A 25,770-nucleotide genomic window follows, 5' to 3' on the forward strand; every position below is an offset into this window, starting at 1 on the left:
CAATCGTGCCGATGTTGACGTGCGGTTTTGTACGCTCAAACTTTTCCTTTGCCATTCCTCAGGCGCCCTTTAGCGATTTGGGGGACCCTTGGTCCCGTGGTTACATCTGCGCGCGCGGAATATTTGGTTCACGGGGGAAAATCAAGCACATCCTGAGGGAAATGCGGCAATCACGCAGGATTTTGCGTGACCTCGGTGGATTCCAGCGGTTGGATCAGGCTCGGACGCTTGTCGAACCAGCCATTCTCTTCATGTTCTTCGGCCAACCATTCTTCGACTCGGTCCGCGACCTTCAGGGCCAGACCGCTCATCTGTTCTTCTTTGGTTCGGGTATTGCCAGAGCCGGTAAGGGCACTTTCACCGGTCGTGTCTTCCAGCACTTGAAACTGTTTCCCTTTGGCCAGAAACTCTTTTTTCTTAACGTCATACACGTTGACCAGCACAATCGCGGTGCTTTTAGGATTGTAGATCACAGGTATCCCCGGGGGTGCCAGCATATACCCCTCAAGGCTGATGCCGATGTCATATTCCTGCGCGCCTTCGTAACGGCCCAATCGAATATCAACCGCGTTCTGAATGGCTTTGGTCCATTCATCTGGTGTGGCGTCGCGCGACACCGGACCCTGCACGGCTTTGTCCGCAAAGGCATAGTTTACGCGCAGTTTGAATTCCCCCAACGACTCAGGCGGTTCATAAACCTGGGTCTGCGTACATGCGCCCATCAGGGCCAATCCGGTAATCAGGGTCAGAATTCGCAACATGTGTCTCTTCTCGATAGGCCTGTTTTACGGGATGTAGCGCACCAACACGGCCTGTGCAAAGTCGTATCGGCAGAAATTGATCGCAGTGGCAGCAGAGTCACGAAAACTTATAGTCCCGAGGGAAGCCGTACGGTGGTTTTTTCCCAACGCTCGCGCGCTTGGCCAACCATTGGGACATATCCGCCTCGTGCCGGGTCTTCTCACCGCCCATGGACCATTTCAGCCCTTCTTCCCAGTTGAAGGTGGTGATGTCCGACAAGCCGCCATCCAGTTCCAGCGTGCCCTGCCGTCCACGCGCCATGTTGTACTTCTGCAGGCGCACACCCTTGCCACGGGTCATTTCAGGCAGTTCTTCTGTCGGGAAAACCAAGAACTTACCGTTCTGGGATACAACGGCCACGTGGTCGCCATCGACCGGTTTACAGATCATCGCCGTCTCGTCGCCTTTGACGTTCAGCACCTGTTTTCCGTTGCGGGTCTGGGCCAGCACGTCATCTTCGGGAACCATAAACCCATTGCCTGCATCCGAGGCCACCAGCAATTTACGCCCCGGCTTGTGGATTAGGATGTCGATGATCTGGGCCTCGTTCGGCAGATCAACCATCAGGCGCAGCGGCTCGCCCATTCCCCGTCCACCGGGCAGATTGGCCGCACTGACAGTGTAGAATCGCCCATTCGAAGCAAACACCAGTAGGCGATCCGTAGTTTCCGCGTGGAAAATGAAACGCGGGCCGTCGCCATCTTTAAACTTCAGCTCTCGTTTCAGGTCGATATGGCCGGTCATGGCGCGAATCCAGCCCATCTGAGAGCAGACGACCGTGATCGGCTCCTTATCGATCATTGCCTCAAGCGGAACTTCTTCGACTTGTCCGGCCTCGGCGAACTGCGTGCGACGCGCGCCGCCGTCGTAGTCTTTGCCGAAGGTCTTCTTCGTCTCTTTCAACTGCTCGGCTATTTTCGCCCATTGTAGGGCCGGATCGGCCAGCAGGTCTTCGAGATTGGCGCGTTCCAGCATCAGCTCGTCACGTTCGCGGACCAACTCCATCTCTTCCAGACGGCGCAAGCTGCGCAGGCGCATGTTCAGAATGGCGTCGACCTGAACCTCGGACAGTTCGCCCTCACCCGGCTTGGGCGTGACGTAATCAGACTCGTCGGTGGCACGAACGTGGTCGATGCCCCAATCCTCGCGCATCAACGCGGCTTTGGGGTCGTCGTCATAGCGGATGATGTCGATCACACGGTCAAGGTTTAGGAAAGCAACGATAAAGCCTTCCAAGACCTCCAAACGGTGGTCGATCTTGGCCATCCGGTGACGTGAGCGGCGGATCAGCACCTCTTGCCGGTGATCGAGGAAGGCGCGCAGCACTTCCTTCATCGAACAGACCTTGGGCGTTACCCCGTCTATCAGCACGTTCATGTTCAGGCTGAACCGCACTTCAAGGTCCGAGTTGCGATAGAGCATGCCCATCAGCACCTCGGGATCTACGTTTTTAGATCGAGGTTCAAGGATCAGTCGGATGTCATCGGCAGATTCGTCGCGCACATCGGCGAGAATTGGAATTTTCTTGGTCTGGATCAGCTCTGCGATCTTTTCGATCAGCTTGGATTTCTGAACCTGATACGGAATTTCGGTGACAATGATCTGCCACTGGCCCCGGCCCAGATCTTCGACCTCATATTTACAACGCAACCGGAACGAACCGCGCCCAGTGCGGTAAGCTTGCGCGATATTCTCCGCCGGCTCGACAATCACGCCGCCGGTTGGGAAATCGGGGCCGGGCACATAATTCAGCAGCGTATCGTCGCGGGCATCCGGCGTCTTGATCAGATGCAGGCAGGCATCGCACAGCTCGGCGATATTGTGCGGCGGAATGTTCGTCGCCATACCCACAGCGATACCGCTGGCACCATTGGCCAGCAGGTTCGGGAATTGCGCAGGCAGCACCACCGGCTCGGTTAGTGTGCCGTCATAGTTGTCGCGGAAATCGACAGCGTCCTCGTTCAGGCCCTCAAGCAGCGCCTCGGCCACGATGGTCATCCGCGCCTCAGTGTAACGAGAGGCAGCAGGGTTATCGCCATCGATATTGCCGAAGTTCCCTTGCCCGTCGACCAACGGGTAACGGACGTTGAAGTCCTGCGCCAATCGCGCCATCGCGTCGTAAATAGCGGCGTCACCGTGCGGGTGATAGTTACCCATCACATCGCCCGAGATCTTGGCGGACTTTCGAAAACCTCCGGTTGCACTGAGTCGCAGTTCCCTCATCGCATAGAGGATTCGCCGGTGTACCGGCTTCAACCCGTCCCGCGCATCAGGCAGAGCACGGTGCATGATGGTGGACAGCGCATAGGTCAGATAGCGCTCACCTATCGCGCGGCGCAGTGGTTCAGCAACCTCGCCCCCATTGTCAGGGGCCTCCATATTGGGGTCGTCGATCGTGTCATTCATACATGATGTGATACGACGCTAGGCTGCCCGGGTAAAGCAAGCAGAGTACATTTTACTGGGGACAAGTCGCGCTTTTTGCAACAGGGGGAGGCAAGTGAGTGTTTTCCCCGAATTTTCGACTCGGCCTCACAATTATGCTACCATTCCAACAATTGAATGATTGCTGCCTATTATTGTTGTTACGATTACCTTGGGGGATGGCCTCTATGCGCCTGATACTTGTTACTTTCGCCGCTCTCGGCTGGACGTTTTACGTGATGAGCGGAGGTCCCGACTTTGAACCGCGCGGTGTGCGCGACGCTAAGCCGGAACGCGTTGCTGTTGCAGCCAAACCGGCGACACCGGTCGTCGAACCCACACCAATTGTCAAACCTGAACCGGTTGAGAAACTGGTGATACGGACCTCTGCCGCGTCAGAAAAAGTGGTGCCGACGCCCGTCGAATCCGATGCTCAGCTGGGCGAAGAGGAGACCAAAGCCTTGCTTTCGCAAGTGGCTGCGGGCCTCAAGGCAAACCCGTCGCTGTTCAGCGACGAAAACGTCACTCTGACCCTGGCGTCGCTTGAGCAAGGTTTGGGGTCACTGGAACAAGTCGCAACGGATGCCGAACTGCCAACGGTTGATCTGGCTGCACCAGTTGAACCACCCAAAGATATCCGCGAAATTTCGGGTACCCGTGTCAATATGCGCGACGGGCCCGGAACCATTTATCCAATCATCGGCAAGGCCCGCATTGGCCAACAGGTCGAAGTCTTAAGCGAATCGGGCACAGGCTGGTTGCGCCTGCGCGTGTTGCCGGGGCAACAGGTTGGATGGATTTCGGCATCACTTGTCCGGAAAACAACAAACTGACGCCGGAGCGTCATTGCCCTGCCGCAAACCCCGCCATAGCTATTGGCGGGGTTCATGTTCGGAAGGCTCATGCAGAAATCGATACTCATTACGGGATGCTCTTCGGGTATAGGCCTGGATGCAGCACACGGTATGCGTGCACGCGGCTGGCGTGTTTTTGCGTCCTGCCGCCAGCAACGCGATTGCGACCGTCTGCGCGCACAAGGCTTTGAAAGCCCCAAAATCGACTATACCGACACCAAGAGCATTACGTCGGGATTATCTTCTGTGCTCGAGGCAACGGGCGGCACTCTGGATGCCTTGTTCAACAACGGCGCCCATGGACTGCCTGGCGCGGTCGAGGACGTGCCTACGGACGGATTACGCCATATCTTTGAAACCAATGTCTTCGGATGGCATGAGCTGACACGCCAGGTGATTCCCGTTATGCGGGAACAGGGTTATGGACGAATAGTTCAGTGTTCTTCGGTTCTGGGCCTTGTCGCCTTCCCCTGGCGTGGGGCCTATGTCGCCACCAAATACGCCATCGAGGGTTTGACCGACACAATGCGGCTTGAACTGCGGGATACCGGAATTCACGTTGTTCTGATCGAACCCGGACCAATCACCTCGAAACTCAGGGAAAAAGCGATCCCGATGTTCGAAAGATTCATTGATTGGGAAAGCTCGGCGTTACGAGAAAAATATGAAGCCTCGCTGTTGAAAAGGCTTTATGAAAGCAGCGGCCCGGATCGTTTCGAACTGCCAGCTTCGGCTGTGACCGACAAACTCGCCCACGCGGCTGAAGCGCGGCGGCCGAAGGCGCGATACTATGTGACGACGCCCACATATGTGGCCGGGATATTGCGCCGAATCTTGCCCACAAAAGCGACCGATCGCATCCTGTCGGACATCTGAGGCGAAATTTCCCGTTCGCTTTTTGACGTCCCAACGCTAGATGGGTCATAATCGAAAAAACCGGACGGTGACTTGAAATGGACCTTTTAATGGTCGTTCTGCTTTTGGCCATGGCGGCAGTTGTCGTAGTGCTGACCCTTGGCATTGCGAATTTCGGCAAAAGCGGCATGGAAGCTGCAAAGAAAAGCAACAAGATGATGCGGCTTCGCATCCTCTTTCAGTTCATTGCCGTGGTGCTGATCGTGCTATTCGTTTACCTGCGCGGACAAGGGGTGCAATAAATGGTCGTTCTCAACAAGATTTACACACGCACAGGTGACGACGGCAAAACCGCTCTGGGCAATGGCGAACGCGTGGCCAAATACGCGGGGCGCGTTGCCGCGTACGGAACGGTAGATGAGTTGAACGCATTTGTCGGTGTGGCCCGAACCGAGGCCCAAGGTGAAACAGATGCAGCATTGTCGCGCATTCAGAATGACCTTTTCGACCTGGGCGCAGATTTTTGTCGCCCCGATATGGATAAGGATTCCGAGGCCGACTATCCACCCCTGCGTATCGTACCCTCTCAGATCGACCGTCTTGAAGCCGAGATTGATGCGATGAACGAAAATCTGGAACCACTGCGCAGTTTCATCCTACCCGGTGGATCACGTCTGGCAGCGCATCTGCACGTGTGTCGTACGGTGTCTCGTCGGGCAGAACGGCTGGCGGTCGAATTGACGAATATGGAGCCGGTCAACGATGTGGCTGTCAAATACCTCAACCGGCTCAGCGACTGGTTCTTTGTCGCGGCTCGCTGCGCGAACGCCAACGGCAAAGACGACGTTTTGTGGGTTCCGGGCGCGAACCGCTGAAAGCGGCGCGGTGGGAAGGCGGCTGTCAAATTTGTGCGCGCCGCAGTCCTTAAAATGCAGAGGCTTCAAACGGCAATCTTTCGCCCTTGTTTGAAAAAAACCGCAAAACGCGACGTCCCGACGCTATGACGTGACGATTTTGCTCTGTTGTGCCACTGCTGCAGGCGCTATCTAGTCCGTCGAGAGCATTGGCAGAGTCGCCTTCGCGGCTTGCCGTTTTTTTGAGGAGCGTACGCAAAAATGAAGGTACTGGTGCCTGTCAAACGCGTGATTGACTACAACGTTAAGGTTCGCGTGAAAGCGGATGGAAGCGGTGTTGATCTCGCCAATGTCAAAATGTCGATGAACCCGTTCGACGAAATTGCTGTTGAAGAGGCGATCCGTCTGAAAGAAGCTGGCAAGGCCGACGAAGTTGTCGCCGTTTCGATCGGCGTCAAGCAGGCGCAGGAAACCCTGCGGACTGCGCTGGCCATGGGCGCCGACCGCGCGATCCTTGTTGTGGCGGCAGACGACGTTCACACCGACATTGAGCCGCTGGCCGTTGCAAAGATCTTGGCCAAAGTGGTCGAGGAAGAGCAGCCTGGCATCGTTCTGGCGGGCAAACAGGCAATCGACAATGACATGAACGCCACCGGCCAAATGTTGTCGGCCCTGCTGGGCTGGTCGCAGGGTACCTTTGCCTCGGAACTGGACATCGAAGGCGACAGCGCCAAGATCACCCGTGAAGTGGACGGCGGCCTGCAGACCATCAGCGTCAAGATGCCGACCATCGTGACAGTTGACCTGCGCCTGAACGAACCGCGTTACGCGTCACTGCCCAATATCATGAAGGCGAAGAAAAAGCCGCTGGATGAGAAAACCGCCGCCGACTACGGCGTGGATGCCAGCCCGCGTCTGGAGATTGTCAAAACCGACGAGCCGCCAGCGCGCGCCGCTGGTATCGTTGTAGGCTCGGTCGACGAGCTGGTCGAGAAACTTAAAGAAGCGGGGGCTGTGTAATGGCTGTACTTCTGCTTGCCGAAGTCAACAATGGTGAACTGGCGCTGGACGCGACTGCAAAAGCCGTCAACGCTGCAAAGGCTCTGGGCGATGTGACCGTTCTGGCCGCAGGTGGGTCTGCCGCTGCTGCCGGTGAGGCCGCCGCAAAGATCGACGGCGTGTCCAAGGTTCTAGTTGCCGAAGATGCCTCGCTGGGTCACCGCCTGGCGGAAACGACCGCGGCGCTGATCGTGTCGCTGGCCGACGGGTACGAGCACATCGTTGCCCCTGCAACCACCGACGCCAAGAACGTGATGCCGCGCGTTGCTGCGCTGCTGGACGTGATGGTGATCTCGGATGCGTCCGGTGTAGTTGACGGCTCGACCTTCGAGCGTCCGATCTATGCTGGCAACGCGATCCAGACCGTGAAATCGAACGACGCCAAGAAAGTTGTCACCCTGCGGACCGCCAGCTTTGATGCTGCGGGCGAAGGTGGCTCGGCCCCGGTTGAGACCATTTCTGTCGGTGAAAACCCCGGTCTGTCGGAATGGGTCGAGGACAAGGTGGCCGAGAGCGACCGTCCGGAACTGACCTCGGCAGGCGTTGTTGTCTCCGGCGGCCGTGGCGTCGGCTCGGAAGAGGACTTCAAACTGATCGAAACCCTGGCCGACAAGCTGGGCGCTGCAGTTGGCGCGTCGCGGGCCGCCGTTGACTCGGGCTATGCCCCGAACGACTGGCAGGTGGGTCAGACCGGTAAGGTTGTTGCCCCTAACCTATATGTCGCCGTTGGCATCTCGGGCGCGATCCAGCACCTGGCCGGTATGAAAGACTCCAAGGTCATCGTTGCGATCAACAAGGACGAAGAAGCCCCGATCTTCCAAGTCGCCGACTTCGGACTGGTCGCAGACCTGTTCCAGGCCGTACCAGAACTGACCGAAAAACTCGGCTGATCAAACAGCGTAAGTTTTCGTCGAAAAACCTTACAGGGCCCGCCTTCTGGCGGGCCTTTTCAGTTTTGGTCCCGCAAAACAGGTAGCAATTTCCCGGCAATCTCACGGTGCGCAGATGGGCCTATCACATGCTCTGCCATTGGCTGTTGCAAGGTTCCAAACAACACATCTTCCAAAGATTCCGATTGTCCTGTCACGCGCACCGAACATTCAACGATACCCGTACACAAGGGCCGAAGCTGATTGATCATTTCGACATTTGGCAAAACGAGGTCGCTGTGCATCCCCTCCTGCCTGTGCACCTCTAGCCAAAGCAAAATTACCGGCGGTTTGATTTGGCTTAGAACCTTGGACGTAGTGCGCACCCAAGCCTCGCGCAGTTCTTGAGCAATGACTTCAAATCGCGCGTCTTGCACTGCTTGCAGCCGCGTTAGCAGATGCCGTACGAAATGGATTTCCGTGAAGTCGACCTCGGGAAAAAGCTGTTCCAGATCGTGCGAAGGGGCCAGAAACCGATCATTGCGGCGCGGATGAACCCGGTAAAACCTGTTCGACAAGCACGGCAAGTCAGGTGTTTGCAACACGCAAATTTCGGCCCTGTTTGCCAACTCTAACACTGCCGGATCAGCAAGTAACGCGTCAGCACCACAAAAAAGGCTACCAAAATTGACACAAGGTCGTCCCAAAAGTTTGGTAAGCTCGGCAGGAAAAGGCTGTTCCACAAAACGGCCAAAGGTTTCCTCTCCACCCAAACACGCAACGAAAGGGTCGCTCAGGTCACTCGGCCGGCCGCGAAACCAGAGTTTGGAGCCCTTGTATTGACAGACGGAGTCCCCGCACCTGTTCATCTCATGAAAGCTAATCCCAAGCCCCCCACATTTCACCCGGTTGCCATCTTGCGGCCTCAGATGTTGAGAAATTCCTAATGCGCGCATTTGAAGCAAAATTGACTGGTTCGATCCCCTTGCCGCATGCCCCGGTCTGCCGATACTGTCGCGGTATCCTTCAGGGCAAAGGCAGCTGTACATGGAAGTAAAATCAGTCGGAGTGATTGGCGCAGGTCAGATGGGCAATGGGATTGCCCATGTTCTGGCATTGGCGGAATACGAGGTCTTGCTGAGCGATGTCAGCCAGGACGCACTGAATAACGCTGTGTCCACAATTGAAGGGAACATGGCGCGCCAAGCCTCTCGCGGGAAGATCACCGACGCAGAGATGCAGGCCGCGTTGAACCGGATCTCGACCACTTTGGAGTTGCCCCGCCTTGGACAGACCGATCTGGTGATCGAGGCTGCGACCGAACGGGAAACGATCAAGCAGGCGATTTTCGAAGACCTGCAACCACATCTTCTGCCACATACGATTTTGACGTCCAACACATCGTCTATCTCGATCACACGTCTGGCCAGCCGCACCGACCGGCCAGAGCGTTTCATGGGGTTTCATTTCATGAACCCAGTGCCGGTTATGCAGCTGGTGGAACTGATCCGGGGCATTGCGACGGACGAAGACACATTCAGCGCCTGCAAAGCTGTTGTCGACCGCCTGGGCAAAACGGCTGCTAGTGCCGAAGATTTCCCGGCCTTCATCGTTAACCGCATCCTGATGCCGATGATCAACGAGGCCGTGTACACGCTGTATGAAGGCGTCGGCAGCGTTCAATCCATCGACCAATCGATGAAGCTGGGCGCGAATCATCCGATGGGCCCGCTGGAATTGGCGGACTTCATCGGGCTGGACACCTGTCTGGCAATCATGAATGTCTTGCACGACGGTCTGGCAGACACCAAGTACCGCCCCTGCCCGCTGTTGACTAAATATGTCGAAGCTGGCTGGCTGGGCCGCAAGACCGAGCGTGGGTTTTACGACTATCGCGAAGAGGTTCCGGTACCGACACGTTGATAGGGGGCCAGCCCCCTCACCCGGATTTCATCCGGGCTCACCCCCGAGGCACTTTTGGCCAGATGAAGACGCGGATCAGGCTTTGTTTGATTGGCCCAAGGACATTGTGCGATTCCGTAGCCATGCCATGAAGCCGCGCGGGTCGCGCTCGAGCAGTTCCATGTCTTCATCGCCGATCGGCTCGCCGATAACCGGCGACTGCGGTTTGTTGCAGGATCGTACGATCTCGTGCAGCAGCAAACCCTGACGCAGAATCGGCGACAGTTTATTGGCAATCTGGTACCAGCGCGAGTTGCTGCCCGGGAAGAAAATCGGCAGCACCTGCGCACCCGAGCGGCGGATCATCTTGGCCGTGAAAACGTTCCATTCCCGCTCGATAGCTGGACCAAACCAGTCATCCGATGACATCACCACACCTGACGGGAACAGAGCCACTACACCGCCGTTCTTCAGGTGCTCCATTGCCTTGCCGCGCATCTCCAGCATCTTGGTTTGCGCCTCAGGGTCATGCGGAAAAGGCACCGGGATCATGAAGGATGTCGCGGCCTCATCCAGCCCGGTCAGAACTGAGCGGGTTAGAATGCGGTAATCGCTGCGGACCCGTCCAATCAGCTCGGCCAGGATCATGCCATCGACCATACCGTGCGGATGGTTGGCGACCACAACGACGGGACCGGTTTTGGGAATCCGGGCAATCTGTTCTTGCGGTGTGGTCAGGTCGATTCCCATAGTCGTAAGGGCACCACCCCAGAACCGCTGACCGCGATAGTATTCGTTCTTTTTTTCGAATTTGTTGACCATTCGCAAAATGGTCAGCTTGCCGGTGCACCACTCGATGGCCCGAATGGCGGTCGAAGTCCAGGCATCGTCAAACGAGTTCGCATAGGTCAGGGTTCTACGGTCGTAGATTTCGCCCTCATCCGCGGTCCCATCCACCACCGGGCTTGTCTTGGTCTCGTGCGTCGTTTCCGCCAATTCCTGGTCTTCCCGTTTTCATGTCGCGGCGGGGCGGATTAAAACCCCTCTCCGAACTTGTCGTTCACAAGCGCTTCCAGAGCTTCCGCCAATGCCTCAGCATCCGGCCCGGACGTCTCGACGTCAATAGTTGTTCCGCGCGAGGCTGCCAACATCAAAAGACCCATAATACTATCACCTGAAGCAGAAAGTCCGTCTTTTGATACCTCGGCACGGGCATCGAACCCTTCCACGACCTCGACCAGCTTTGCCGAGGCGCGGGCATGCAGGCCCTTTTCATTGATAATTTTAAGGCTTCGGTTGGTCATAGTCGTCAATCCGGTCTTATTCCAATGTCACATTTTGTGCATTTATGTATTTCCGTCCAGCCTCCATCGCCTGACGTACAGCATCGCCGATGGGCAGGTGGCGGCTTTTGGCCAATTTGATCAACATAGGCAGATTGGCACCATAAAGAATCCGCCGATCCTGAGGTGCGCAGGCTCTTAAGCTGAGATTCGATGGGCTTCCGCCAAACAAATCTGTAACGACCACGACGCCATCGCCCATGTCTACGCTGTCGGCCGCCTGGCAGATCTCGGCTTGTTTCTTGTCGCGGTCGTGTTCAGCTTCGATCGCAATAGCCACCAGGCCGGGTTGCGGCCCGACCACATGCTGTGTGGCGGCCAGATATTCCTGAGCCAACCCCCCATGCGCAACGATCACAATTCCGATCAATCCGACCTCACATTCAACGTCCGGCGTTCCATCTCGCGATGCCTAATTGCCACTTGCTGACCGCCTTCGGCAAGGGCCTTTGCGACTGCTTCGGCCATTGCAACGGATCGGTGTTGCCCCCCGGTACACCCAAAGGCCACGGACAGGTGCGCTTTGCCTTCTGCCCGAAATGCGGGCAGCAGCAAAGTCAGCAGGTCCATGACTCGTTCAAAAAACGGCGAATAAGTCGTGTCCGATTGCACGTAGTGCGCGACATCAGGATGTCGACCATCGGCCGCCCGCAATTCGGGACGCCAATACGGGTTGGCAAGAAACCGGCAGTCGAACACCATGTCCAACCCGCGCGGTAGCCCGCGTTTATACGAGAAAGACTCGATCGATACCGCAAGGTGCCGCCCGCCTTTAGGCGCAAACCAGGTCTCGACCTCTTCGCGCAGCTGATGGACGTTGAGAAGACTGGTGTCGATCAGGGTATCCGCAATCTCGCGGATCGGGGCCAACAGTTCTTTTTCACGCTGGATGCCCGTTTCGGGGCTGGCATTTCTGGCGACGGGGTGACGGCGACGGGTTTCCGAAAACCGACGCAACAGAACGTCATCGCTGCAATCCAGGTACAATACCGTTAGATCGACCTGCGCCATTCGGCCCAGCTTTTCTGCAAGCTCGATAAACCTGATTGTCGAAAAGTCCCGATTGCGAGCATCAACACCCAACGCCATCGGGCGGTCGCTGTCCGCGCTATCGAGCAGGCGCATCAGCAGCCCCATGGGCAGATTATCGATGGCTTCAAAACCAAGGTCTTCGAGAACATGAATTGCGGTAGACCGACCAGCCCCCGAAGGGCCCGTGACCAATACGATCCGCCGTTGTGAAATCATGTGTTCGGCCATTCCGGATTTACACGCCCATTTTTTAGCAGCTGCATCAACGCTGCAGCCAAATTGGGGACGCCGGCACCGCGAAGCAAGGGAACAGTTTGCCTCAGGACCTGAACAGTGAATTGTTCGGGTAGGCGTTGTGGTTCGCTCTGGTCCAGATCGACGACGTAATCGATCGGAACTGGCTCCTTTGCTTCGGCCCTGAGCAGGCCGATGTAACGCGCTTCGATCAAGTTACGGATATGCGGAACAGCGGACGCAACGATCTGTTCATCGTGCATCTGTAGAATCACACGGTCATCTGCAACCAGGTCAGCCCCATAGGCCATCAGCTGCAACGCCAACTCAGATTTCCCAGCACCAGAAGCCCCGATGATCAACACGCCACGCTGTTCTACCGATACACAAGACGCATGAACGCACGCCCTGTCACGGTTGTTGGCCTCTGACAGTAAGAAGATTTGCATTTCTCAAACAGGCAGCCCCACGACAAATCGTGCGCCCAGCGGATCAGAGGTGATGTCTGCCTCGGTCGGGCGTATGTTTTCGGCCCAGATCACGCCGCCATGGGCTTCGATAATCTGCTTTGAGATCGCCAGCCCAAGACCTGAGTTATTGCCAAAGTGCTCTGCAGGACGCTGCGAATAGAATCGCTTGAACACTTTCGTTAGCGCTTGTTCGGGGATGCCTGGGCCCGTGTCCTCGACCACAACCAGCACTCGGTTGTCGCGCTGACGGACCCAAACACGAATAGCATCGTTTTCTTCGCAGAATGAAATCGCGTTTGTGATGAGGTTTACAAATACCTGCGCCAACCTTGCTTCGAGCCCGTTGATGACAATGGGTTCGGACGGCAGGTCAGTTATATAGTCGATACCTTTGGACCGGGCGTCCTCACCCAAGTATTGGCCAAGGTTGCCCAGCAGTTTGAGCAGATCAAATGGCTGCTCTGCTTCTTTTACCAATTCCGCGTCCAGACGCGATGCGTTCGAGATATCGCTGACCAGGCGATCCAGACGACGGACATCGTGTTCGATCACATCCAACAGCTTGTCGCGCTGATCCTCTCTTTTAACCATACGCAATGTGCCGACAGCGGATTGCAGACTGGCCAGAGGGTTCTTGATTTCGTGGGCAACATCGGCCGCGAACTGCTCGTTTGCGTCGATCCGATTATAAAGTGCGGTCACCATGCCACGCAGGGCGCGGCTGAGCCGTCCGATTTCGTCCGGCCGAGCGCTAAGGTCCGGGATACGGATACGACCGGGATTAACCCCTGTGCCACGATCCTTGCCCATTTCAGCCGCTGCCGCCAAATCCGCCAATGGGTTGGCGATGGTTGAGGCCAGAACCAAACTTAGCCCTACAGAGACAAGCAGGGCCACCACAAACATCTGAAGGATGCGCTCTTGTTCGCGGCGGGCAAGCGCGTCAATTTCCCCTGCCGGACCTGTGATGGCAACCGCGCCCGCTGGGTTGCCTTCGTACAGGATCGGAGCAGCGGCAACAATCACTGTGTCACCCGCGCTATCCTGCACCGCCTGAACCTGTGTTTGCCCGGTAAGAGCCTGCGGAATAATTGTTTGGACTCGCTGCGCCAAGGTCGGAGATTCAGTTTCGGTCGACCAGTTGAATATGTTCGACAGCCCAATCCAAACCGCATTCAATGTGTCGCTGATGACGGTGCCGCCAGTCTGTACTTCGGTGCTTGTACGCAGAAGCACGGGCATATCGGACGCTTGTGGCACGCCGCGTGTCCACCCGATCAAAGTGCCGCTGGCGTCGTACACAAAAACCTCGCCGCCTTCGGGCAGCGTCAGCCCTGAAAGCGTGTCCTTGACGTCAAGGTTTCCGGCATTTTGCGCAGAGATCTGCGCCCCCTGCCGCAGCTGGGTTTCAAAAACGTTGCTGACCAGCTGCGCATCACCCAGCAGATTGCGGGCGGTTTGCTGCACCTTTTCTTTGCGCGAATCGTCCAGATACAGCAGCCCTGTGACCAAAATCACCAAGGCGATCAGGTTGAAAGTGATAATTTTGCGCGCCAAGGGTGAACCGCGCAGAGAAAACAGGTTTCTCCGGGACCGCTTCTCGCTCAGCTCGGCGGATTCGAAATCCTGTGGGATGACCCAGTCATCCCCAAGAACGACATCACCGTCGCGCAGTTCTCTGGTTTCTTCGGTGTCGCGCACGAGAGCCCATTACCTCTTGCAGGCGTCGCGCCTATTCTTCGTTGTAACGATAACCGATACCATACAGGGTTTCGATCGCCGAGAACTCTGGGTCGGCTGCGCGCATTTTCTTACGTAGGCGTTTAATGTGGCTGTCGATTGTCCGATCGTCCACATAAACCTGATCATCATAAGCCACATCCATCAACTGATCGCGGCTTTTGACAAATCCCGGACGCTGGGCAAGCGCTTGCAACAACAAGAACTCGGTCACAGTCAGGGATACATCATTCCCCTTCCAGCTTACAGCATGGCGCAACGGATCCATCCGCAAGTCGCCGCGCTCCATAACCTTCGTGTCAGCGCTGTTGGCGGCAACTGCATCTCCGCTTGTCGCCTCTTGTCGGCGCAACAAAGCACGGATGCGTTCAACCAGCAAACGTTGCGAAAAAGGCTTTTTCACGTAGTCATCTGCGCCCATGCGCAGGCCCAGAACCTCGTCGATCTCGTCATCTTTCGAGGTCAGGAAGATCACCGGCATCTGCGTTTTCTGGCGCAGCCGCTGCAGCAGATCCATGCCGTCCATACGCGGCATTTTTATATCGAGCACAGCCATATCCGGCAGCTTTTTGTTGAACGCATCCAACGCGGCCTGGCCATCATTATAAGTTTCAACCTCGAAACCTTCGGCTTCAAGTGTCATGGATACGGACGTTAGAATGTTTCTATCGTCATCCACCAGTGCAATCTTTGACATCGGGCTCACCCCTATTCCTGCTCACTCGCGCAATAATTCGCTTATTTGTAAGGCATTGTTGGCGGTTTTAAGACGCCGAATCAATCCGTAACCGCGAATCGTGCCTTTGTTGCGGCAGGTCTGCGGCAAATTTGCCTTGATGCCCGCAAAAATCTGCCCGCTTTTCGAACATTGAATTGGTGGTGGCGCTAAACTCGGACTTGGTTGCGCTAACTGCGTCAACCCGCCTGTTCATGTCCCAAACGACCGTGATAAGAGGCGCCCAGCCGCCGGTTTTTACCGGCTCACTGCCCCAATGGCGCACACGGCCAAAGCCTACGCGCCGCCACAGGAGAAGACAAACATGACATCTGGACGGGTTAACCCGCAATTCCGCCTCGAAGATCAGGGCATCGAGGGTCTGGGCAATGTCTATTACAACTTCATGGAACCAGCGTTGATCGAAGAAGCGCTGAAGCGCGGCGAAGGTACACTTGGCAATGGCGGTGCGTTTCTGGTCACCACCGGTAAGTTCACTGGTCGCTCGCCGAAGGACAAGCACGTCGTCAAAACCGACAGCGTCGTCGACACCATCTGGTGGGAAAACAACGCCGAAATGAGCCCCGAAGGCTTTGACGCGCTGTACGAAGACATGCTGGCCCATATGAAAGGTCGCGACTACTTTGTTCAGGATCTCGTTGGCGGCGCTGACCCCGCATACGCGATCAACGTGCGCATGGTCACCGAGCTGGCATGGCACAATCTGTTCATCCGCCACCTGCTGCGCCGACCGGATCGCGAGGATCTGGATGACTTCACAGCCGACTTTACCATTATCAACTGCCCGAGTTTCCAGGCCGACCCGGCCAAGCACGGCTGCCGCAGCGAGACTGTGATCGCGCTGAACTTTGATCGTAAACTGATTTTGATCGGCGGAACTGAATACGCAGGTGAGAACAAGAAGTCCGTCTTCACACTGCTGAACTACATGCTGCCGGAAAAAGGCGTGATGCCGATGCACTGCTCGGCCAACCACGCTGTTGGCAACCCGGTCGACACCGCCGTGTTCTTCGGCCTGTCGGGGACCGGCAAAACAACTCTGTCCGCTGACCCCGCCCGAGTGTTGATCGGCGACGACGAACATGGCTGGTCGGATCGCGGCACCTTCAACTTTGAAGGCGGTTGTTATGCCAAAACAATCAACCTGAACGCCGAGGCCGAGCCAGAAATCTACGCGACCACCAGCAAGTTCGGCACCGTGATTGAGAACATGGTATTCGACCCCGAAACCAAAGAGCTGGATTTCGACGACGATTCGCTGACCGCAAATATGCGCTGCGCCTACCCGCTGGAGTACATATCCAACGCCTCCAACAGCGCCTTGGGGGGCCATCCCAAGAACATCATTATGCTGACCTGCGATGCGTTTGGCGTGCTTCCTCCGATCGCGCGACTGACCCCGGCGCAGGCGATGTATCACTTCCTGTCTGGTTTCACGTCGAAAGTTGCAGGTACGGAACGCGGCGTCACCGAACCCCAGCCCACATTCTCGACCTGCTTTGGCGCGCCTTTCATGCCGCGTCGGCCGGAAGAATACGGCAACCTTCTGCGCGACAAGATAGCCCAGCATGGCGCGACCTGCTGGCTGGTGAACACCGGCTGGACCGGCGGCGCTTATGGCGTAGGCAGCCGGATGCCCATCAAGGCGACCCGCGCTCTGTTGACTGCGGCCCTGGATGGGTCACTGCGCGATGCTGAATTCCGCAAGGATGCCAATTTCGGTTTTGACGTGCCGGTCTCAGTGCCGGGAGTTGCCGAGGTTCTGCTGGACCCGCGCCGCACATGGGACGATCAGGCGGCGTTCGACAAACAGGCGGAAAAACTGGTTCAGATGTTTGCCGAGAACTTCGAGCAGTACCTGCCGTTCATCGATGACGACATCAAAGCCGTTGCAATCGGCTAGCAAGTAAAGGGGCCTACGGGCCCCTTTTTCTTGCGCGGCGTCATTCTTTGATATCAACCTTTGATTGTATGTCACAAAAAGCACATACAAGTGCGTTGTTTCAAATTGCGATCTGCGGTACCCATAGGGCTCGAAGGGACGAAAAAGCCCGGCACGTCAGCGCCGGGCATTGACTGAAAGGACTTTGTGGCAGCTCAAACGCGCACACTCACAATGCTGAATTGAGCAACCTAATCAGGTGCCTAGTCTATGTAAATGGGGATGAGTGTCAATATGGGACTACCTGGTTTGTATTGAAACCGGGGTGGCCCAAATGGTTGCAGACTGGCGATCGTTGGCACAGGAAATTGCAGGTAAGAACATGACAGAAATCTCGAAACTCACCGAACTTCGCAAACTGATGCAAAGCATGGAGCGGACGCTGGGTCTGGAAAAACTATCTCCGGTTGAGCGCGACATCTATTACGCCGCAGAAGAGCTTTCCAAGTCCGATCAGGAAGTGCGCACGTTTGGTTTGATCGAGCATACATTGGTTCAAAGCGTATCGCGCCCGACTTTTTTCCGCGCCCTGAAATCCTTGGTGGAAAAAGGCTTTCTTTCACAAAGCGGCAGCGCCAACCGGGGGCGGTATATCGTTAATGCTCCCAGATGACGACTGCAACATATGCGCGATGCGGTGATCGCAGTGCGCGCCTGGGCGATTGATACGTTTGCGGCCTCATTGGCCTATGTCGTGGCGTCATTCCTGACCTTCGCCGTTCTGATGCCGCTCCAGAACATGTATTTTCCCGAATACCCAAGCCGGGCCAGCCTGCTGTTTTTGCCACATGGCGTGCGGGTTCTTTCTGCTTGGCTGCTAGGGTGGCGCGCGATTTTTGCCTTGTTGCCAGGCGTCTTCATCGTTTTTGCTTATTTGGGGGGTACGGACGTTTTCCTGCCCAGTCGCCTGCTGGCCATTGCCATTGCAGTCACCACGGTTCCAGCAGTGTTTTATCTGTTAAAGGCTGTGGGGTGGGATTTGTTCCCGCGCCCTGATCATAAGCCATGTTGGGTTTGCATCATGGGAGTAGGTGTAATCACGTCCTTTCTTGTCTCAGGGCTGACAAATCTGGCCTTTGGCAGTGAAACCGTCGAATATATTGCCTTTTTGATCGGGGATATCTCGGGCTTGTTCTTCTTAATGCTGGGGCTCTATTTCGCGTTCCGCTTTGCCGATAGACGTACGGGTTGAGAAATCACCCCAACAGACCGCGCCGCAGCAGGTTCAACCCAGCCACCAGCAATACAAGTAAAGTCGCTTTGCGAAAGCTGGCCTGGTCAATCCGGTCCTGCAGTTTGAAGCCGACCCACATTCCGGCCAGAGCCGGTAAGATCAGTATCGCGGAAAACGGAATTGTTTCCGCCCGCAAGATGCCGGATCCTAAATGAGCGGCAACAAGTAGCAGCGCACCTAGCCCATAAATAACACCCTGAATGCGGTTCTGTTCCGTCTTGGGTGTATTCAAGGCCATCAGGTAGGCCACTGTTGGCGGCCCCTAAACACCAGACATGCCGCCCGCAAAACCCGCTTACCCTCCCATGGCAGCCTCAATTCTAGGCGACGGTTGGTTCAGTACCAGACGGACCCCCAGAACTTGAAACAGGCAGAAAACGGAAACAAGACCGCCAATCAAAAGCAACGAAACGGAACTGGGCACCATGGTGACTAGTTGCGCGCTCAGAACCAACATGAGGCCACCGACGATCAGGAACACGCGAAAGTTCAAGACCGAGGAATAAGCGGCGACCGCGCCTCCGCGCAATGCCTGAAGCCCATTCGTCACAAGCGTTGGCAGGATAAGCCCAGCCAAGGTCAACTCCGGGGTAAGAAAAGAATTCAACCCGGACACCATGACCATGGGCATGGCGAAACCAACAATACCCTTTATCCACCCCGCAGCAAAAGCAATGGCCATGGCAAGCATCAGGTCCTGCGGGGAAAGAATGGAAAACAAGTTCATTCCCCCTAGATACCATCTGGAATTTCTTCTGCATTGCAAAAATGATAAGGTAATTTTTGAACTTTTTCGCAGCGTAATAAGTATTTTTGTTGCGCTGCACGTGCAGCATGATATGACCAGACGACCCAGGAAAGGACGCGATTCATGGCCCACGACGGACAGGATATGACCGAGATGACAACTGCTGCAGTTTTGCCCGATCTTCTGGATTTAACCCGAACCGCTGTGCCTGCGGTGGAGGCAGTATTTGAAAAAGCCCGCGAGTCTGTGCGCGGCATGGTCACTGCGGATGGCCGCGTGTCTGGCTCCCTTATTGAAGCGAACCAGACTGCTGCGCATGGCTTGGCTTGGCTCGCCACTTACACTCAGTCACTGCAACAGATGCAACGCTGGGCAGAAGCGCTGCAAGCCGAAGGTAAATTCAGCGAGCTTGAGCAGCTGCTGCACCAGATCGCCTTTGGCGAATATCTGCATCAGGTCGCAGGTGGCATCCCGATGAACCAGAGCGAAGTCGTCCGCCTTCAGGATATGGGCCTTGGCTGGGACGCGCTGTCGGGCTTTCAGTCTAGCGAAGTTCAAAATCTGATGGCGCAGGCCAACTCTCAAGCGGCGCGCAGCCGCTTGGTCGAACTGATGCAGGATCAGGCGGGTGCCACCATGTTCGGCGCATCTGGTCTGGACGAAGAGCTTGAGATGATCCGCGACCAATTCCGCCGCTACGCGCAGGAGAAGGTCGAGCCCCACGCCCATGAATGGCACCTGAAGGATGAGCTGATCCCGCTGGAAATCATCGAAGAGCTGGCGGAAATGGGCGTGTTCGGCCTGACCATCCCAGAGGAATTCGGCGGGTTTGGCCTGTCCAAGGCGTCGATGTGCGTAGTTTCAGAAGAACTGTCGCGCGGCTATATCGGCGTCGGCTCGTTGGGCACCCGGTCCGAAATTGCAGCCGAGCTAATCATCGCCGGCGGCACGGACGAGCAGAAAGCCAACTGGCTGCCAAAACTGGCCAGCGCCGAAATCCTGCCCACCGCTGTTTTCACCGAGCCCAACACCGGGTCAGACCTTGGCAGCCTGCGGACGCGTGCTGTGAAGGATGAAAACGGCAATTACCAGATCACCGGCAACAAAACATGGATCACACACGCAGCACGCACCCATGTGATGACTCTGCTGGCGCGGACAAACCCCGACAGCACCGACCACCGAGGCCTGTCGATGTTCCTGGCCGAAAAGACCCCGGGCACAGACGAGAATCCCTTCCCAACCCCCGGCATGACTGGCGGCGAGATCGAAGTTCTGGGCTATCGCGGTATGAAAGAATACGAGCTGGGCTTTGATGGCTTCCACGTCAAAGGTGAAAACCTGCTGGGCGGCGAAGAAGGCAAGGGTTTCAAGCAGTTGATGGAAACCTTCGAATCTGCCCGCATCCAGACCGCTGCCCGCGCCATCGGTGTGGCGCAAAGCGCGCTTGATATCGCAATGCAGTACGCGATCGACCGCAAACAGTTCGGCAAATCACTGATCAACTTCCCACGCGTGTCCGGCAAGCTGGCCATGATGGCGGTCGAGATCATGATTGCACGTCAGCTGACCTATTTCAGCGCGTGGGAGAAAGACCACGGCCAGCGCTGTGACCTTGAAGCCGGTATGGCCAAGTTGCTGGGCGCCCGTGTGGCTTGGGCCGCTGCCGATAACGGGCTACAGATTCACGGCGGCAACGGTTTTGCGCTGGAATACAAGATCAGCCGCGTCCTGTGTGACGCGCGCATTCTCAACATTTTCGAAGGGGCCGCTGAAATTCAGGCGCAGGTTATCGCACGCCGACTGCTTGGGTAACTGCTTTCAGCATCCCGTTTCCCCAACTGACCCGGCCTTTGCGCCGGGTCTTTTTCTTGATGCAATGGCATTGCAAGGGCAGCCACTGATGTACTTTCAGTAAACAGAGAACATCCGGCGCACTTCCGCTTTGCGGCGCTGAACTCTGCAAACTTCCCCTTTGCATCTGTTTGGAACCCCGGTACAGCACCCAGCGAAACAGGCCCAGTCAACGGAATGGTGAGCATAAAATGATCCGACGACTCTTTGCGCTTTGGGCGATACTTGCTGCACTTGTGCTGGGCGGCTGCTCCGTCAGTCAACCGAACGCGACCCAAAGCGACATCGATGCGCTGACACAGGCCATCCGGTCGCTCGGGCCCGAGGTTGATCCCGTCGAGGCGCAACAGGCTGCCACGATCTCCTACACCTATTCTCAGCAATTGGCGCGGGAATGGAACATCACCGATCCAGCCATCATCCACAATGCCAAGATCGCTAACGGATTTCGCGAGTTTGGTCTGTGCAACGATTGGGCACAGGCCATGACCGCACGGCTACGGCAGGAAAACTTCCGCACGCTCGACTTGCATTGGGTCACGTCTCCACCAACGCAGTTTCGGATCATCCATCATTCCGCGCTGATCAGCGCCAAAGGGGATTCGATGTATGACGGTATCATTCTGGACCCGTGGCGGAATAGCGGCGCATTGTACTGGGCACCCGTGCGCGAGGACACCAAATACAACTGGAGGCCACGCCGTGAAGTGCGCCGGGACTTGCTGAGCGGCACGATCCCCTATTGAGTTTTCCCTACAGCCTAATTGGGTTGAGACCCTGAAATGACCCGCCTGATCCTGACTCTGCCCCTGCTGGGCCTGTTCCAATGTGAAAAAGACGAAACCGTCGCCGCCTATGGCGCTGCGGACCGGACATGGGTGTTGCAGGAAATCGATGGCCAACCTTACGAGGCCAGCGCCCTGCTGCGCTTTCCAGAAGAGGGTAAGATTGCAGGAAACGCCCCCTGCAACAGCTACACAGGCACTCTGAATGCGCCCTACCCCTGGTTTGAGATACAAGACCTGAGCGCAACACGAGCCGCTTGTGCGGGACTCGAGGCAGAGGGGTTCTATTTCGCCGCCCTCATGGCCATGACCCAATCCGAAGTGTCCGGCGACGTGCTGATCCTGCGCAATGAGGATGAGCACGAGATGGTGTTCACAGCCGCCGAGTAACCTGATCCACAAACCGCGCACGTGCTTCTGGCAGCGGGTTATGCCCCAAAGACGGGGCGACACGGTGTTCCAAGAAATACCCGGTCGTACGCAAGGCCTCGGCGATCTCGGTGTCCGACGCGGTACCTTGGCCGCGCAGGCACGGCGGCAACGGCAACAGCTTGTCCGCCCATTCCCCGGCACCTTTTGCACTGACGGCGCGACCCGTTTTGGGTGACACGTAAACCAGCCCTTCCGTCACTCCGGTCACGGCGCAAGTGGTCAGGTCAAGACCAAAGCCCAGCTCATCCAGCAAAGCAAGCTCCCAACGCAAATACGCCAGCGGCCAGATTTCATCCTGACCCAGCAGATCCATCAATTGTTCGGTCTGCTTGTAAAGCGCGGGGTGCGGTTCGCGTTCGGGCAGGCAAAAAGACAGCAACGCCACAACGGCATTGAGCCCGGACAATGCCAGCCGCCCCGAAAACGCGGCCGCCGCGCGGGACCGCAGCGGTTCAACCTGAAACGTGCCCAGATGCTCTTCCAGCCGCGCGCGCCACAGCACGTCCAGCTGCGCGCCTGGTTGCAGAATGGGCGCGACCTTACGGCTGGTTCCACCGCGTACAACACCGGCGTGACGCCCGTGGGCCTCGGTAAAGACCTCTATTATCGCCGCAGTCTCACCGTGGTTGCGAGAGGTCAGAAGTATGCCGTGATCACGCCAGTCCAAAACTCGACCTTGTTGCTGCTTGGGTTAAACCGCAGAAAATCCCAAGCCGAGTTGGCACGCAAGTGCAGAACCTGCCCTGCCTGTACTGTTCAAGGTTCTTTTCAGAAACAGCCATAGTTTTGTGACTTCCGGCCAGCCATCTTGCACAGCCTCACAAGCTCGCCCAACTGCGCTTCAAATGGAAGGGGTCAAGCTATGATTGATGACGAACCGCAACCTGGGGCTTACTACGACGCACGAAACATCTGGACGCATGATCCAACGGCTGCTGACATGCAGGTGTATGAGAGGTTCGCTTCGACCGTTGTCGATCTGGTGCAGGTGCTGGACGACAACAAACCCATGCTATCAAGGGATGTTTACGCGCGCTTGTTCTCATCACTGCTACAGATGTCCAGAGTGTTGGGCGCGTACGAAGACGGCTGGAGTGGTCAAAACAACATGTGAGATTTGCCCACTCAGAATAGCAAGCCAAAACCCTGCCCTTTTGAACATAGGGCCGTGCAAGGCGAGTCTGTCGCAATTCCCTTCAGTCCCAGCAAAGGCAGCCTTCAACACGGATCTAGGTCACTTCCAGCGTGGTATTACATAACGGTCCGAAGTCGCGGTTTCGCGGGGATCGGGCTGACCACAGTACAAGAATCGCATTGCACGAATGCAATTCCGCCATTAATGTTCCCTTTATGTTCTAAATTTAGGGATTTCAGAAATGTCACTCAACTATGTCATGATCGGTTCAAACGACGTTGTTAAGGCGCGCACATACTATGATGCGGTTGTGTCAACAATAGGCGGAAAAGTCGTCGCCGAGTACATGCCGCATGCAGTATGCTATGAGCTGCGCGGTGGCGGGTGCATATGGGTCGCGACGCCGTTCGATAAGGAAGTTGCGACAATCGGAAATGGCAACATGGTTGGCTTGCTTTGCCAAAGCGAAAAAGAAGTGAGAGATGCACACGAAACGGCGCTGGCCCATGGCGGCACAAACGAGGGCGACCCTGGTGATCGCCCCCAATACGGTCCGAACTTCTTTGGCGCCTATGCCCGCGACCCGGATGGGAATAAGATGAGCTTTGTTTACTTCAGTGATGCAGGTTGAAGGCATCGTGACTGATTTTCCGGGGCGATGTTGATAGGAATTCCAAGGTCGTCGGAAGATCAGAACGTCACACCGGCATGAATCAGAATACCCACGACCATCAGCAGATTCAGCACCGTTGAGATTCCGTTGCCCACATAGATGGGCAACTTGCCGACCACCAGCCCATAGGCAAACCACAGAAAAGACAGCCCCGCATAAAGCGACCAGGACAGCAGCGACTGACCTGAGGCGTGATCGGAATGGGTAAAGTAGAGCTTGACCAGTTGCGGAAGCGTGGCGAATGGGCCGACGACACCAACAAAGACCATGAAGTTCTCGAACCGCTGCATCCAGTGGCCAAGTTCCGATTTTTCCAGTTTCTCAGCAAGTGTTTCAGTCACGAGAACACCTCATCGTTTTGCATTGATCCAAGGGGTAATCAGCCCTGGGCGGCCAGATGTCATTTAAAAATAGTCACTTTGATCCACGCGTCAAAGCGCGATCTGTGCAAAGGTTACTCCAAACCCTCTTCGCCAAGCAGATGTCGCCCTTGCCGGTCCTCAACTTCAATCACCCAAAGGTCAGGATCAAAGCTGCGCTGTTTGGTGATGGCGGCGTCCACATCCGTCTCAGTGCCGCTGGAAAGCTCGACCCATTTTCGCTCACCGCTCATCAGGTCAAAGCTGCGTTGGAATGCGGCGGCCTTTCCGTCCAGCGTATTGAGCTTAACCAGAACCGCCCCAGCAGTGTCATCGCCATGGGCCACAACAAAGGCCGGGATTTCCTGAAACCGAAGCCGTGCCAAATAGGCATGGACCCAGAATTCGGCCGTCAGGCGGGTCATGCGTTGCCGTCTTTGAAATCCAGCCCCATTTCCGAATACCGCTCGGATTCCTCCAGCCAGTTGGGCCGGACTTTCACTTGCAGAAACAGGTGAATCTTACGGTCTAGGAACTCTTCCAATTCGGCCCGCGCCGCCTGACTGACAGCCTTGATCGTCTCGCCGCGTTTGCCCAGTACGATGCCTTTGTGGCCGTCGCGCATGACATAGATGACCTGATCGATTTTGGCAGAGCCATCTTTGCGCTCTTCCCAGTTTTCGGTCTCAACGGTCAGCTGATAAGGCAGTTCCTGATGCAGGCGGAGGGTCAGTTTCTCGCGCGTCATTTCAGCCGCGATCATGCGCAAAGGCAAATCAGCGATCTGATCTTCAGGATAGAGCCACGGGCCTTCTGGCAGTTCCCCGGCCAACCATTTGCGCAGATCGTCTACACCATGTCCCTTTTCGGCCGAGATCATGAAAGTTTCTGCAAACGGATAGCGGGCGTTCAGGTCGCTGGTCAGCGCCAGCAACTTCTCGGACGGCACCTTGTCGATCTTGTTGATCGCCAGCGCGATGGTCCGACCCTGCCCGATCTCTTCCAGCCCCTCAAGGATGCGTTCAACCCCTTCGGTGATGCCGCGATGCGCCTCGACCATCAGGACAACGACATCGGCATCCGCTGCCCCACCCCACGCGGCAGCGACCATGGCGCGGTCCAGGCGGCGGCGGGGCTTAAACAGGCCCGGCGTGTCAACAAAGACCAGCTGCGCGTCACCCTCCATCGCCACACCCCGAATGCGGGCGCGTGTGGTCTGTACCTTGTGCGTCACGATCGAGACCTTGGCCCCAACCATGCGGTTCAGAAGGGTGGATTTGCCTGCGTTGGGCTCTCCGATCAAGGCGATAAATCCGGCGCGTGTGGTCATATATCTGGCGTTCCTGTTTGCAATTGCGCTCTGCTATAGCAGAAAGGACCTTTGGGCCAGAGGGATTTGTCGCATTGCAGCTATGCGCGGGCCAAGGCAAGTCAG

The 25,770-nt window shown here is 56.5% G+C and carries 29 protein-coding genes and 1 pseudogene; 15 read left to right on the forward strand and 15 right to left on the reverse strand.

Annotated elements, in window-relative coordinates:
- Positions 1–170: 170 nt before the first annotated feature.
- Both GOV91_RS15195 and parC read right to left on the reverse strand, forming a co-directional pair.
- A complete protein-coding gene (locus tag GOV91_RS15195) occupies positions 171–761 on the reverse strand; it encodes a hypothetical protein (RefSeq protein ID WP_171180722.1) in 591 nt (196 codons plus the stop codon).
- Positions 762–858: 97 nt separating this feature from the next.
- A complete protein-coding gene (gene parC / locus GOV91_RS15200) occupies positions 859–3,207 on the reverse strand; it encodes a DNA topoisomerase IV subunit A (protein WP_171236140.1) in 2,349 nt (782 codons plus the stop codon).
- 206 nt (positions 3,208–3,413) lie between these two features.
- On the opposite strand from parC, the gene GOV91_RS15205 reads away from it, so the two are divergent.
- The 6 genes from GOV91_RS15205 (at position 3,414) to GOV91_RS15230 (ending at position 7,737) form a co-directional block, all read left to right on the forward strand.
- A complete protein-coding gene (locus GOV91_RS15205) occupies positions 3,414–4,058 on the forward strand; it encodes an SH3 domain-containing protein (protein WP_245223292.1) in 645 nt (214 codons plus the stop codon).
- Between the two features lie 69 nt (positions 4,059–4,127).
- Complete coding sequence (locus tag GOV91_RS15210) at positions 4,128–4,955, forward strand: SDR family NAD(P)-dependent oxidoreductase (protein ID WP_171180726.1); 828 nt, start codon at positions 4,128–4,130, stop codon at positions 4,953–4,955.
- A gap of 77 nt (positions 4,956–5,032) precedes the next feature.
- Entirely contained in the window at positions 5,033–5,236 is a 204-nt protein-coding gene (locus GOV91_RS15215) for a twin transmembrane helix small protein (RefSeq protein WP_171180728.1), read from the forward strand.
- Entirely contained in the window at positions 5,237–5,809 is a 573-nt protein-coding gene (locus GOV91_RS15220) for a cob(I)yrinic acid a,c-diamide adenosyltransferase (protein WP_171180731.1), read from the forward strand.
- 240 nt (positions 5,810–6,049) lie between these two features.
- Positions 6,050–6,808: an electron transfer flavoprotein subunit beta/FixA family protein gene (locus tag GOV91_RS15225; protein WP_171236141.1), complete on the forward strand. Its 759-nt coding sequence runs from the start codon at positions 6,050–6,052 to the stop codon at positions 6,806–6,808.
- Positions 6,808–7,737 (forward strand): electron transfer flavoprotein subunit alpha/FixB family protein, encoded by a 930-nt coding sequence (locus GOV91_RS15230; RefSeq protein WP_171236142.1) that lies wholly within the window; start codon positions 6,808–6,810, stop codon positions 7,735–7,737. The genes GOV91_RS15225 and GOV91_RS15230 overlap by 1 nt, the downstream gene beginning before the upstream one ends.
- A gap of 59 nt (positions 7,738–7,796) precedes the next feature.
- Here GOV91_RS15230 and GOV91_RS15235 read toward each other — a convergent pair whose 3' ends face one another.
- Positions 7,797–8,765: a DUF6473 family protein gene (locus tag GOV91_RS15235; RefSeq protein WP_371732327.1), complete on the reverse strand. Its 969-nt coding sequence runs from the start codon at positions 8,763–8,765 to the stop codon at positions 7,797–7,799.
- Here GOV91_RS15235 and GOV91_RS15240 point away from each other — a divergent pair.
- Positions 8,764–9,639 carry a 3-hydroxybutyryl-CoA dehydrogenase gene (locus GOV91_RS15240; protein WP_171236143.1) on the forward strand — a complete coding sequence of 292 codons (876 nt, stop codon included), beginning with the start codon at positions 8,764–8,766 and terminating at the stop codon, positions 9,637–9,639. The two genes, GOV91_RS15235 and GOV91_RS15240, sit on opposite strands and share 2 nt — an antisense overlap.
- Before the next feature lie 75 nt (positions 9,640–9,714).
- Here GOV91_RS15240 and GOV91_RS15245 read toward each other — a convergent pair whose 3' ends face one another.
- From GOV91_RS15245 to GOV91_RS15275, 7 genes are read right to left on the reverse strand one after another with little or no spacing between them, the layout of a single operon-like run.
- The gene (locus tag GOV91_RS15245) at positions 9,715–10,614 is read right to left on the reverse strand and encodes a lysophospholipid acyltransferase family protein (protein WP_171236144.1); all 900 of its coding nucleotides are present in this window, start codon (positions 10,612–10,614) and stop codon (positions 9,715–9,717) included.
- A gap of 38 nt (positions 10,615–10,652) precedes the next feature.
- The gene (locus GOV91_RS15250; protein ID WP_171096062.1) at positions 10,653–10,922 is read right to left on the reverse strand and encodes an HPr family phosphocarrier protein; all 270 of its coding nucleotides are present in this window, start codon (positions 10,920–10,922) and stop codon (positions 10,653–10,655) included.
- A 16-nt stretch (positions 10,923–10,938) separates the two neighbouring features.
- A complete protein-coding gene (locus tag GOV91_RS15255; RefSeq protein ID WP_171180741.1) occupies positions 10,939–11,331 on the reverse strand; it encodes a PTS sugar transporter subunit IIA in 393 nt (130 codons plus the stop codon).
- A complete protein-coding gene (rapZ, locus tag GOV91_RS15260; protein ID WP_254440691.1) occupies positions 11,328–12,209 on the reverse strand; it encodes an RNase adapter RapZ in 882 nt (293 codons plus the stop codon). Before rapZ ends, GOV91_RS15255 begins: the two co-directional genes overlap by 4 nt.
- The gene (locus tag GOV91_RS15265; RefSeq protein ID WP_171236146.1) at positions 12,206–12,676 is read right to left on the reverse strand and encodes an HPr kinase/phosphorylase; all 471 of its coding nucleotides are present in this window, start codon (positions 12,674–12,676) and stop codon (positions 12,206–12,208) included. Before GOV91_RS15265 ends, rapZ begins: the two co-directional genes overlap by 4 nt.
- A 3-nt stretch (positions 12,677–12,679) precedes the next feature.
- Positions 12,680–14,398, reverse strand: coding sequence for a sensor histidine kinase (locus GOV91_RS15270; RefSeq protein WP_171236147.1), 1,719 nt, complete (start codon positions 14,396–14,398; stop codon positions 12,680–12,682).
- A 31-nt stretch (positions 14,399–14,429) separates the two neighbouring features.
- On the reverse strand, positions 14,430–15,134 hold the full coding sequence (locus GOV91_RS15275) for a response regulator transcription factor (protein ID WP_171180748.1): 705 nt from the start codon (positions 15,132–15,134) through the stop codon (positions 14,430–14,432).
- Positions 15,135–15,477: 343 nt separating this feature from the next.
- Between GOV91_RS15275 and GOV91_RS15280 the strand changes: the two genes are divergently transcribed.
- The 3 genes from GOV91_RS15280 to GOV91_RS15290 all read left to right on the forward strand — a co-directional run bounded on the left by GOV91_RS15280 (position 15,478) and on the right by GOV91_RS15290 (position 18,307).
- Positions 15,478–17,076, forward strand: coding sequence for a phosphoenolpyruvate carboxykinase (locus GOV91_RS15280; RefSeq protein ID WP_171236148.1), 1,599 nt, complete (start codon positions 15,478–15,480; stop codon positions 17,074–17,076).
- A 313-nt stretch (positions 17,077–17,389) separates the two neighbouring features.
- Entirely contained in the window at positions 17,390–17,728 is a 339-nt protein-coding gene (locus GOV91_RS15285; protein WP_254440692.1) for a hypothetical protein, read from the forward strand.
- Positions 17,729–17,740: 12 nt separating this feature from the next.
- Complete coding sequence (locus GOV91_RS15290; protein WP_254440693.1) at positions 17,741–18,307, forward strand: hypothetical protein; 567 nt, start codon at positions 17,741–17,743, stop codon at positions 18,305–18,307.
- Positions 18,308–18,311: 4 nt separating this feature from the next.
- Here GOV91_RS15290 and GOV91_RS15295 read toward each other — a convergent pair.
- Positions 18,312–19,076: pseudogene (locus GOV91_RS15295) on the reverse strand (TSUP family transporter).
- Positions 19,077–19,220: 144 nt separating this feature from the next.
- Between GOV91_RS15295 and GOV91_RS15300 the strand changes: the two are divergent.
- The 3 genes from GOV91_RS15300 (at position 19,221) to GOV91_RS15310 (ending at position 22,126) form a co-directional block, all read left to right on the forward strand.
- On the forward strand, positions 19,221–20,912 hold the full coding sequence (locus GOV91_RS15300; RefSeq protein WP_171236149.1) for an acyl-CoA dehydrogenase family protein: 1,692 nt from the start codon (positions 19,221–19,223) through the stop codon (positions 20,910–20,912).
- A 230-nt stretch (positions 20,913–21,142) separates the two neighbouring features.
- The gene (locus GOV91_RS15305) at positions 21,143–21,697 is read left to right on the forward strand and encodes a hypothetical protein (protein ID WP_171236150.1); all 555 of its coding nucleotides are present in this window, start codon (positions 21,143–21,145) and stop codon (positions 21,695–21,697) included.
- A gap of 36 nt (positions 21,698–21,733) precedes the next feature.
- On the forward strand, positions 21,734–22,126 hold the full coding sequence (locus GOV91_RS15310; protein ID WP_171180756.1) for an META domain-containing protein: 393 nt from the start codon (positions 21,734–21,736) through the stop codon (positions 22,124–22,126).
- Here GOV91_RS15310 and recO read toward each other — a convergent pair.
- Entirely contained in the window at positions 22,110–22,835 is a 726-nt protein-coding gene (gene recO / locus GOV91_RS15315) for a DNA repair protein RecO (protein ID WP_171236151.1), read from the reverse strand. The genes GOV91_RS15310 and recO overlap by 17 nt on opposite strands.
- A 195-nt stretch (positions 22,836–23,030) precedes the next feature.
- Between recO and GOV91_RS15320 the strand changes: the two genes are divergently transcribed.
- Both GOV91_RS15320 and GOV91_RS15325 read left to right on the forward strand, forming a co-directional pair.
- Complete coding sequence (locus tag GOV91_RS15320; RefSeq protein ID WP_171180760.1) at positions 23,031–23,282, forward strand: hypothetical protein; 252 nt, start codon at positions 23,031–23,033, stop codon at positions 23,280–23,282.
- 262 nt (positions 23,283–23,544) lie between these two features.
- Complete coding sequence (locus GOV91_RS15325; protein ID WP_171236152.1) at positions 23,545–23,934, forward strand: VOC family protein; 390 nt, start codon at positions 23,545–23,547, stop codon at positions 23,932–23,934.
- A gap of 59 nt (positions 23,935–23,993) precedes the next feature.
- Here GOV91_RS15325 and GOV91_RS15330 read toward each other — a convergent pair whose 3' ends face one another.
- From GOV91_RS15330 to era, 3 genes are all read right to left on the reverse strand, one after another.
- Positions 23,994–24,317, reverse strand: a complete 324-nt coding sequence (locus GOV91_RS15330) for a SemiSWEET transporter (RefSeq protein ID WP_171180764.1) — start codon at positions 24,315–24,317, stop codon at positions 23,994–23,996.
- A gap of 113 nt (positions 24,318–24,430) precedes the next feature.
- Entirely contained in the window at positions 24,431–24,760 is a 330-nt protein-coding gene (locus GOV91_RS15335) for a DUF1491 family protein (protein WP_171236153.1), read from the reverse strand.
- Entirely contained in the window at positions 24,757–25,665 is a 909-nt protein-coding gene (gene era, locus GOV91_RS15340; RefSeq protein WP_171180767.1) for a GTPase Era, read from the reverse strand. Before era ends, GOV91_RS15335 begins: the two co-directional genes overlap by 4 nt.
- Positions 25,666–25,770: the final 105 nt, after the last annotated feature.

Origin of the sequence: Ruegeria sp. HKCCA6837 (assembly GCF_013034475.1) — a bacterium.
In the GTDB taxonomy this organism is placed as follows: domain Bacteria; phylum Pseudomonadota; class Alphaproteobacteria; order Rhodobacterales; family Rhodobacteraceae; genus Ruegeria.